The sequence below is a fragment of the Lactococcus sp. UBA7128 genome, assembly GCF_002492185.1.
GTDB lineage: Bacteria > Bacillota > Bacilli > Lactobacillales > Streptococcaceae > Lactococcus > Lactococcus muris.
This window is the reverse complement of sequence record NZ_DKXK01000074.1, coordinates 35,738-45,400: the sequence shown is the minus strand read 5'-3', so window position 1 is coordinate 45,400 and position 9,663 is coordinate 35,738. Positions and strand designations below refer to the sequence as shown.

The window sequence follows — 9,663 nt, the reverse complement described above, 5'->3', positions numbered from 1 at the left end:
ATTGATAACAACTGGGGGAACCCGGGACCAGAGGAGAATGTCCAACCCGACCAAATCAACTTTAGCCTCATGGCACCGGGGACCATCTTTACTATGGCTAATGAGCGGTACCGTTATTTGGAGAATATGGGGAACAGTAACCATATGATTATCCGTGAAGATGCCATTCGTCATGCACGCTTTCATAATCAAGACACTTTCAATAACACATGGTATGGCAACCTTGATCCCGCAGTTCAAGCTATGGTTCAGCCTGTAGCAGATCACTTTGATACAGGAAGCGTTGCGCTTGAAGGCTTAACATGGTCAGACAACTCTGCTGTGAATATTCCAACTAACCTGCATGAGTTTCCAGCAGTTGATGAAGATATAACTCAGGTTGATCCGAGTGGAACGCCACGTGCATTTTCTCTGTCCATGGCAGATGTAATACGTATTTTTGCTGACAGAGGCTCCCGTACTATATCTGTGCCCAGAACAGCTTTTTGGATGCTTCGTACTCCTGCAGCACCAGGAAATGGTTGGCTTATTTCTATGGGAGGCTGGTTTACTGGGGATTTGGCTGATACATGGGGTGGTTCTGCTGGTGGCACACGCCCGGCCCTCATCGTCAGACAATAAAACTGATTAAATTCACCTAAAATTAAAAAATCACTAAACAGGACATATTTATATGCCAAGACAAGTGATTTTTTTGTTTCTCACATTTTAACATTTGTAAGGAAGAGGGACTATGGTGTAATGAGCTATGGTTTTCATAAATTCCATGTTAATTCTGCTTATGATATAATAAAAAACACAGTTTGACAATTGAAACAGCTGCTCTAAGATAGGGAGACGTAGACTTATCTGGAATTTATTTGAATTGGAAAGAGGGTTTCAAAATGAATGATTTAGAGGAAAAAAAGTTAATCAGAGAAGCAACGGTAGCGGATGCAAAGCATTTAAGAGATATTACTGCTGAGCAATTAGGTTATGAGGTTTCCGCTGAATTGCTAGCAAAACAGCTGGAAAAATTAACCGCAGATAAGGAAAACCACTTTATCAGGGTTTATGGAAGCGCAGTTCCAATGGGCTATATTCACGCTGAGTTGTACGAGAGTATTTATTCTGAACCCATGTTTAACATCTTAGGACTCGCAGTCGCTAAGGGACATGAAAATCAAGGCGTGGGCAAGGCCTTACTGTTGGAGCTGGAGAGAGAAGCTAAACGAAGAAACCTGTGGGGGATACGCTTAAATTCTTCAGATAAGCGTAGACAGGCACATGAATTTTATGCGCATCTGGGTTATCATTCAGATAAATCACAGAAAAGGTTTTTGAAGATGCTGTAGGATGTCTCGGGCCTTTTAGATACAGTGAAAAAGTTGGGCAGTGATAAAATAACTGCCAGAAGCTATTGATTTATCAATAGCTCGCAGTTTTATCGTGAGGTTAAGAGCTCTACTGAATGCTATGCAGTAAGTAAAAGTACAGCTAAACTAAAGATGAGTGCGCGAAAAGGGCGGACAAGTCGGACACCGCTCTATGAAACCAAAAAATTTTATTGCTGAGAGAAGTCGCAGACTTTGTCAATCAAGAGGAATGATCGCTGGGGATTCTTCGATAGAAAAATTTCAATCAAGAATTTAACTGCAGTTTAAAGCTGTACCTCTATACCTATAAAGCAGGAAAAGAAATGAAAAAAATATTAATCGTATTAACAAATGTAAATAAATTTCCTACAACTCATGAAGCTACAGGCTTATGGCTAGCTGAAGCAACGGAGTTTGTAAGTGAAGTACAAAAAGCAGGCTATCAAGTAGATTATGTTAGTCCACTAGGCGGATACGTGCCAATTGACCCAAGAAGTTTGAAATCCTTTTATGCGGATAGTGAAACATTTGAAGTCTACAGCTCAGTTGATTTTCAGAGGCGTGCCTTATCCCATTCACTTCATCCAGATCAGATTAAACCTGAGCAATATGCTGCGATCTATTATACTGGTGGACATGGTGTAATTTTTGACTTCCCAGATAATCAAGAACTCCAAAACATAGCAGAAAAAATTTATCAGAGCGGCGGTTATGTCACTTCAGTATGCCATGGTGTTTGCGGCTTGCTTAATTTGAAAACATCTAATGATGAATTTTTAATTGCACATAGAACACTTACAGGGTTTACGCAACTTGAAGAACTGTTGAGTGGAAAAAATAAGCGCGTACCATTTGGAACGGAGAGAGAAAGTAAAAAAAGAGGTGCTCATTTTGTTAAAAAGCGCCCATTTGCATCATTTGCAGTACAAGATGGACAGCTGATTACAGGTCAAAATCCGATGTCAGGTAGAGCGGTGGCTAAACTACTGCTGAAAAATCTAGAGTAGCTGTATTTTGATGGATGAATGTTGTATTTGACGTGTGCTGACTTTGAGTTAAACTGTAATCATAAGTTCTGCTGTGGTGTAACGAGTGAATCTAAAATTCTAACCCTATGGAGCGAGGCGACTGTGTAAGACTTACACAATCGCTTTTTTCTTTTATAATTTGAAAGTCCTATTGTGCTGTTTAAGGAATGGTGCTAGTGCTAACCCATGCAGCTTTTATAATTCAAAGTGATATGTTACAATTGAATTAATAAAAATTACATTTTGTTACACAAAGTGGATGTGGCGTCTAGACTTTGCTAGAATAGATTGTAAACAATAAGTGAGGTTAAAGAGATGCCTGAACGTGGTTTATTAATTGTCTTTTCTGGTCCTTCAGGAGTTGGAAAAGGTACTGTCCGTGCGAAAATTTTTGAAAATGAAAATAACTTTGATTACTCTGTCTCAATGACAACGCGTCCACAGCGACCTGGTGAAGTGGATGGAAAAGATTATTATTTCCGTACGCGCGAGGAGTTTGAAGAAATGATTCGTAAAGGGGAAATGCTAGAATATGCTGAATATGTAGGAAATTATTATGGCACACCCTTGACCTATGTCAATCAAACTTTAGACGAAGGCAAAGATGTTTTCCTTGAAATTGAGGTTCAAGGTGCGCTTCAAGTGAAGGAGAAGGTTCCAGATGGTGTATTTATTTTCTTGACTCCTCCAGACTTGGAAGAATTACGCGGCCGACTTGTTGGGCGTGGCACAGATAGCGCTGAAGTTATTAATAATCGGATGAAAAAAGCTAAAGAAGAAATTCGTTTAATGAGTGAGTATGATTATGCTGTAGTTAATGACAAAGTTGAACTTGCTGCTGAACGTGTCATTAAGATTATCGAGGCCGAACACTACCGTGTGGATCGTGTAATGGAGCGTTATGCGCATATGATTGATAAATTGGATGAAAACGTTTAGATAACCAATATAAGGGGTGTCAACTCACAGGAGTGCTTACTGGCATAATCTAAATAACCTATAAAAAGAGGAAAGAGGAAACTGATATGATGTTAGAACCTTCAATTGATAAATTGCTACAAAATGTAGATTCAAAATATTCACTTGTCGTTTTGGAAGCAAAACGTGCGCATGAGTTGCGTGACGGTGAACGTCCTACGATGGAATTCAAATCTGTTAAACGTACGTTACAGGCTTTGGAAGAAATTGCTGAAGGTAGAGTAACCATCCACCCTTCGCCAGATGCAAAGCGTGAAACATTGAAAGAAAAGCGTGAACTTGAACGTCTTCAACAAAAGATGGCTGAAAAGCTTATTCGCGAACAGATCGCTAAGGAAGAGGCTGAGGAAGAAGCAAAACAAAAAGGAAATCGTGCAGCCAAAGCTGCAGCTGCGGCAGCAGAATAACAGGTATAGAAAAAGCTTTCAAAGGTTTGGATTTAAAACTTTTGAAAGCTTTTTTCAACAATCTAAAGTTTACACGTGTTCTTATCTTTTTGTTATAATTTATATATTAGATTCGCGTAGAAAAGACAAAAGCAGAGGAGAAAAATGTTGAAAAAAACGGCTAAAATTATTGTAGATGTTCCTCTGATGCAGACAGATAAGCCATTTTCTTATGCAATTCCTAGAAACTTAGAAAATCTGATTGAAACAGGGATGCGTGTTCATGTTCCTTTTGGTACAGCGAACCGTTTGGTTCAAGGGATTGTTATTGATTTTTCAGAGGAAGAAGATTCAGAGCTTAAGGAAATTGCAGAGCTTTTAGATGTAGAACCGGTTTTGACAGCAGAACAACTGAGATTAGCGGATGAAATGCGACATACTGTTTTCTCATATAAAATCTCTTGTCTAAAAGCGATGCTGCCTAATCTCCTTAATTCAAGTTACGATAAAATCCTAACAGATTCAGAGGGAATTCAAAGGAAATGGAGCTTACTGAACGAAAGTCAAAAAATAGAGGCTTTGAAAGAAGTCAAGTCAGGACATTTGAAAGTAAGTTACTCTGCAAGGTCTAAAGAAAATAAAAAAATAGAAAAATACGTGAAAGCCAGTGCAAAATTGGCTGACTTTAAAATCGGTAAGGCAGCAAAAAAGCGCGCCGAATTGAAAAGCTATCTTTTGAATCAAGAAGAGATGATTCGTCAGAAAGACCTTCCTTTCTCCTCTGCTGTCATCAAGTATTTTGTGGATAATGAGCTTGTAGAGGTAACGCAAAAGGAAGTCTCTAGAACAGCAGCCATGTTTGAGGCTGTAACCCCTGATAAGTCCAAAGTTCTAAATGAAGAACAAGCGCTTGCCTTTAATGCCATCATTGAGTCTGCAGACAAACCATTTTTGCTTGAGGGTGTGACAGGCTCAGGGAAAACGGAGATTTATTTGCAGGTGATTGAGCATACACTAAGAGAGGGAAAGACAGCGATTATGCTGGTTCCGGAGATTGCGCTAACACCACAAATGTCCAACCGCTTCATTGCCCGTTTTGGGGAAAAAGTTGCCATCATGCATTCTGGCTTATCAGATGGGGAAAAATATGACGAGTGGCGCAAGATAAAGGAAGGCCATGCACAAGTTGTTGTGGGGGCACGTTCCGCAATTTTTGTTCCTTTGGAAAATATTGGAGTAATCATCATTGATGAGGAACATGAAACGAGTTATAAACAGGATTCTAACCCACGTTATCATGCAAGAGATGTTGCGCTGTTGCGTGCGAAATATCATCAAGCGCGTGTGATTCTGGGTTCTGCCACACCAAGCTTAGAAAGCCGAGCGCGTGCACAAAAAGGGGTTTATCACTTGTTAACGCTTAAACACCGTGCAAACGAACAAGCACTCTTGCCTGAGGTACAAATCGTAGATATGCGGAGCCACCTTAGCGATCAGTCAGCCAATTTTTCGGATATTCTTTTGGAAAAAATTCGGGAGAAGGTTGAGCGAAAAGAACAAGTTATTTTAATGCTCAATCGCCGAGGCTACAGTTCTTTTGTAATGTGTAGAGATTGTGGTTTTGTGGTTGGGTGCCCTAACTGTGACATTTCTTTAACTCTACATATGGATACAAAGACGTTAAATTGTCATTACTGTGGTCATCAAGAGGCGATTCCACAAGTTTGTCCCAACTGTAACGGTCGCAAAATTCGCTATTATGGTTCAGGGACTCAGAAGGTTCAGGAAGAACTAGAAAAGCTGCTTCCAGAACTACGTATTTTACGAATGGATGTGGACACAACAAAGACAAAGAATGCGCATGAAAAGATTTTAAGAAAGTTTGGAGAACATGCTGCTGATGTACTTCTAGGAACGCAGATGATTGCTAAAGGTTTGGACTTTCCTAATGTGACCTTGGTCGGAGTGATTAATGCGGATACAGGATTAAATTTGCCCGACTTTCGCGCCAGCGAACGAAGCTTTCAGCTGCTGATGCAAGTTGCGGGACGTGCAGGTCGTGCAAATAAAAAAGGAGAGGTTATCATTCAGACCTTTAATCCGGGACATTATGCGGTTAAATTAGTCGCAGCTCAGGATTACGAAGCTTTTTACCGTCAAGAAATGTATTACCGTCAACAGTTAGCTTATCCTCCCTATTATTTTACTGTACAGATTTTGGTGAGTCACAAGGATGAAGATATCGTAGCCAAAAAAGCTTATGAAATTGCAAGTTTGGTGAAAGGGAAGCTATCAGATAAGGCTAAGGTTTTAGGACCGACTCCCAAACCTATTGCGCGTACTCATAATCTGTATCATTATCAGATACTGGTGAAATATCGCTTTGAGGCTCAACTAGAAGAAGTCTTGAATCAGGTTCTTGATTTAACACAAAAACGAGAAAATAAAAATTTACGTGTTTTAATTGACAGTGAGCCTCAAAGCTTTGTGTAAAAAGGATAAATTATCTTAGCTGCACACTACAAAGTGAGGAGAAGAATCTATTTCAGTCAGTTTTCACAGCTGCCTTTCTAAATGAGGGAGGGTATCTGTTAGTGTGTTATAATAAAAACGCCTTAAAGCATGATATGGAGCATTTGTGCTTTGGGGCGTTTTTCAGATATTAATGCAAGAAAAAATTCGTTTGCTGGGTGGAGGTTGCATTTTTTCGATATGAATATTTTGATACAAAGGGGGAAATACAGGAAGGCAAAATGACAGTGATAGTATTAGCTGGAACGATTGGAGCTGGCAAAAGTTCACTTACCAAGATGCTGGCAGAAGAGTTGGGGACAGAAGCTTTTTATGAAAGTGTAGAGGACAATGAGGTTCTGCCTCTGTTCTATCGAGAGCCACAAAAGTATGCTTTTCTACTGCAAATTTATTTTTTGAACAAGAGATTTGAGTCAATAAAAAGCGCACTTCTGCATGACAATAATGTTTTGGATCGCTCTATTTATGAAGACAGTTTACTTTTTCATCTGAATGCAGATTTAGGTCGGGCTACAGCAATCGAAGTAGAGGTTTATGACTCTTTATTAAAACACATGTTAAAAGAAATCGAGAACCTAACTTTTAAGAAAGGTCCAGATCTTTTGGTTCATGTCAGTGTATCTTTTGAGAAGATGTTGGAACGGATACAAAAACGTGGGCGGGAATTTGAACAGTTAGACTATGATTCCTCACTGTATGAGTACTACAAAGAGCTGAATGTAAGATATGAAAAATGGTTTGCCTCCTTCAATAGTTGTCCTAAAATGCAAATTGATGGAGATAAATATGATTTTGTAGAAGATGAAGCTGCTAGAGCCTTTGTTATACAAGAAATTAAGAAGAAATTAGCAGAAATTGAGGATGAAAAGCACAAATGATTTTAGGCGAGGAATAGGAGCCCACTCTTTCTGTTCGATCTAGCTTGTTTATATTTTTATTCCCTATACTTTTTTGTGAATTAGGCATGTGAAAAGAAATAGAAGTTAAGAAAGTGTTATAATTAATGACAGACACTTTACTTAAAAAGTTATATGAGACGTAAAACAGGAGGATGAAAAGTACAGAAGCTCTATTTTTTCTTAGACGTCAGTTCAGGAGATTTAAAAGAAGACTGACAAGAAAGGATAGAGTTGCTGTGTAAAATGACACGATGAAAAAAACAAAAATAATTTTTATGGGAACTCCCCAGTTTTCACAAACCGTTTTGAAAGGTTTAATTGATAGCCAAAAGTATGAGATTTTAGCCGTTGTCACACAACCTGATCGTAAGGTGGGACGTAAGCAAGAATTGCGTCAAACTCCAGTGAAAGAGTTGGCGCTTCAAGCAGGCTTGAAAATTTTACAACCAGAAAAATTATCGGGCTCTCCCGAGATGGAAGAACTTATGGCCTTTGGCTCACAGGGCGCAGGGATTGTAACGGCAGCTTTTGGTCAATTTTTGCCTGGGAAATTGCTCGATGCCATGTCTTTTGCAGTCAATGTTCACGCCTCCCTGCTGCCTAAATACCGTGGTGGAGCTCCTATCCATTATGCAATTATGAACGGTGAGAAAGAAGCAGGTGTAACCATTATGGAAATGGTTAGAAAAATGGATGCAGGGGATATGGTCGCTAAAGCTTCTATTCCTATTTTAGAAGAAGATAACGTGGGCACAATGTTTGAAAAATTAGCCCTTGTAGGCCGTGACCTTCTCCTCGAAACGCTTCCCCTGTATGTTGCTGGCGAAATCAAACCGCAAGCGCAAGATGAAAGTCAAGCGACATTTTCGCCCAATATAAGTCCAGAAGAAGAAAAAATTGATTGGACAAAAAGCAACCGTCAAATCTTTAATCAAATTCGGGGGATGAATCCTTTCCCAGTAGCACACACAACATGGAACGAAGGACGTTTTAAAATTTACGATAGCCGGTCAGTCAACACGGACAAGCACGGACATCCTGGTGAAATCATTGATAAAACAAAAAAAACACTTTTGGTAGCAACAGGTTCAGGAGCTTTAGAGCTTCTTGAAGTACAGCCTGCCGGAAAACCGAAGATGGATATCGTAAGTTTTCTCAATGGTTTGGGACAGAAAGTAAGTATAGGTGATCAGTTTGGCAAATAATGCAAGACAAGTCGCACTTGATGTGCTCAATGACATTTTTGGAAATGATGCCTATGCCAATATTGCCTTAGATAGAACTTTACGTGAGGCAGATCTTTCGGACTTGGATCGTCATTTTGTAACAGCTTTGGTCTATGGTGTGGTTTCTAAAAAAGGACTGTTGGAATGGTATTTAGAGCCCTTCTTAAAAAAAGCACCAAAGCCTTGGGCTAAGATGCTTTTGATCATGACGATATACCAAATCCTTTTTATGGATAAGGTGCCGACCTCAGCAGCTGTTGATGAGGCGGTAAAAATTGCTAAACGTAAAGACGGACAGCAAGCAGGGAACTTTGTCAACGCTGTTCTGCGCCATTTTATGCGTTCAGAACGAAAAAATGAAGAACCCAAAACTTGGGAAATTAAATATTCAATGCCTAAACTTTTATTAGATAAAATGGTTAGACAGTTTGGAGGGAAACGCACAGGCCAGATTCTCGAAAGTTTAGAAAAGCCAAGCAAGGCAAGTCTCCGTATGATTGATCCAAATGTCATCCTTCCTGGTACCAGTGCTTCAAAGCTTTCTCCTGTTGGACGTGTTGCGGAGCATGGACATTTTTCACATACACCAGAATTCATGGAGGGGAAATTCACGATTCAGGATGAAACAAGTCAATTAGTAGCGCCCCAACTTGAACTAAGGGGGAGTGAGCGTGTGCTTGATGCTTGTGCTGCTCCTGGTGGAAAAACGACGCATATTGCACAATATCTGGATACGGGTCATGTTGTGGCCTGTGATTTGTATGACCATAAACTGAAACTTATCGAAGACAATGCAGAACGTCAAGGGGTTTGGGAGAAAATTACAACCGTTAAAGCAGATGCTACTCAAATCGCAGAACGTTTTGCAGATGATGCGGACTTTGACCGTATCTTGGTTGATGCACCCTGTTCTGGTATTGGCTTAATTCGCCGTAAACCTGACATTCGCTATCGTAAAGAAAGTTCGGATTTTCTTAATTTGCAGGAAATTCAATTAAAAATATTGGACAGTGCTTCGAAAAAGCTAAAGAAAAATGGTATAATGGTCTACAGTACCTGCACAATTTTTGATGAAGAGAACTTTGAGGTCGTTAAGAAATTCCTCGAAGCTCATCCAGAATTTGAACAGGTTGAGATCTCGCATGAAAAAGAAGACATCATCAAAGAAGGCTGTATTTTTATCACACCGGAGATGTACCATACAGATGGTTTCTTTATTGCGAAATTCAGAAAACTTTAATTCTTTTATAAGGAGCAAA

8 protein-coding genes and 1 pseudogene are annotated in these 9,663 nt (G+C 39.6%); all 9 read left to right on the top strand.

The window, feature by feature from the left end:
• Window positions 1–621: pseudogene (locus tag B4H39_RS08145) on the top strand (hypothetical protein); the annotation flags it as partial.
• A gap of 263 nt (window positions 622–884) precedes the next feature.
• Window positions 885–1,334: a GNAT family N-acetyltransferase gene (locus B4H39_RS08140; RefSeq protein ID WP_251420737.1), complete on the top strand. Its 450-nt coding sequence runs from the start codon at window positions 885–887 to the stop codon at window positions 1,332–1,334.
• Between the two features lie 344 nt (window positions 1,335–1,678).
• Entirely contained in the window at window positions 1,679–2,362 is a 684-nt protein-coding gene (locus tag B4H39_RS08135) for a type 1 glutamine amidotransferase domain-containing protein (RefSeq protein ID WP_251420735.1), read from the top strand.
• 336 nt (window positions 2,363–2,698) lie between these two features.
• Window positions 2,699–3,322 (top strand): guanylate kinase, encoded by a 624-nt coding sequence (gene gmk, locus B4H39_RS08130; RefSeq protein ID WP_202231424.1) that lies wholly within the window; start codon window positions 2,699–2,701, stop codon window positions 3,320–3,322.
• An 86-nt stretch (window positions 3,323–3,408) separates the two neighbouring features.
• Window positions 3,409–3,768 (top strand): DNA-directed RNA polymerase subunit omega, encoded by a 360-nt coding sequence (gene rpoZ, locus B4H39_RS08125; protein ID WP_202231425.1) that lies wholly within the window; start codon window positions 3,409–3,411, stop codon window positions 3,766–3,768.
• A 144-nt stretch (window positions 3,769–3,912) separates the two neighbouring features.
• Window positions 3,913–6,240, top strand: a complete 2,328-nt coding sequence (locus tag B4H39_RS08120) for a primosomal protein N' (protein WP_202231426.1) — start codon at window positions 3,913–3,915, stop codon at window positions 6,238–6,240.
• A 260-nt stretch (window positions 6,241–6,500) separates the two neighbouring features.
• Complete coding sequence (locus B4H39_RS08115) at window positions 6,501–7,157, top strand: deoxynucleoside kinase (protein WP_251420739.1); 657 nt, start codon at window positions 6,501–6,503, stop codon at window positions 7,155–7,157.
• 272 nt (window positions 7,158–7,429) lie between these two features.
• On the top strand, window positions 7,430–8,383 hold the full coding sequence (gene fmt / locus B4H39_RS08110) for a methionyl-tRNA formyltransferase (protein WP_286927561.1): 954 nt from the start codon (window positions 7,430–7,432) through the stop codon (window positions 8,381–8,383).
• A complete protein-coding gene (gene rsmB, locus B4H39_RS08105; RefSeq protein ID WP_251420730.1) occupies window positions 8,373–9,644 on the top strand; it encodes a 16S rRNA (cytosine(967)-C(5))-methyltransferase RsmB in 1,272 nt (423 codons plus the stop codon). The genes fmt and rsmB overlap by 11 nt, the downstream gene beginning before the upstream one ends.
• The last annotated feature ends 19 nt before the right edge of the window (window positions 9,645–9,663 follow it).

Excerpts from the sequence above, each read along its gene's own strand:
- B4H39_RS08135 (WP_251420735.1), top strand. The coding sequence starts at position 1,679 with ATGAAAAAAATATTAATCGTATTAACAAATGTAAATAAATTTCCTACA.
- B4H39_RS08120 (WP_202231426.1), top strand. The coding sequence starts at position 3,913 with ATGTTGAAAAAAACGGCTAAAATTATTGTAGATGTTCCTCTGATGCAG.
- rpoZ (WP_202231425.1), top strand. The coding sequence starts at position 3,409 with ATGATGTTAGAACCTTCAATTGATAAATTGCTACAAAATGTAGATTCA.
- gmk (WP_202231424.1), top strand. The coding sequence starts at position 2,699 with ATGCCTGAACGTGGTTTATTAATTGTCTTTTCTGGTCCTTCAGGAGTT.
- B4H39_RS08140 (WP_251420737.1), top strand. The coding sequence starts at position 885 with ATGAATGATTTAGAGGAAAAAAAGTTAATCAGAGAAGCAACGGTAGCG.
- B4H39_RS08115 (WP_251420739.1), top strand. The coding sequence starts at position 6,501 with ATGACAGTGATAGTATTAGCTGGAACGATTGGAGCTGGCAAAAGTTCA.
- fmt (WP_286927561.1), top strand. The coding sequence starts at position 7,430 with ATGAAAAAAACAAAAATAATTTTTATGGGAACTCCCCAGTTTTCACAA.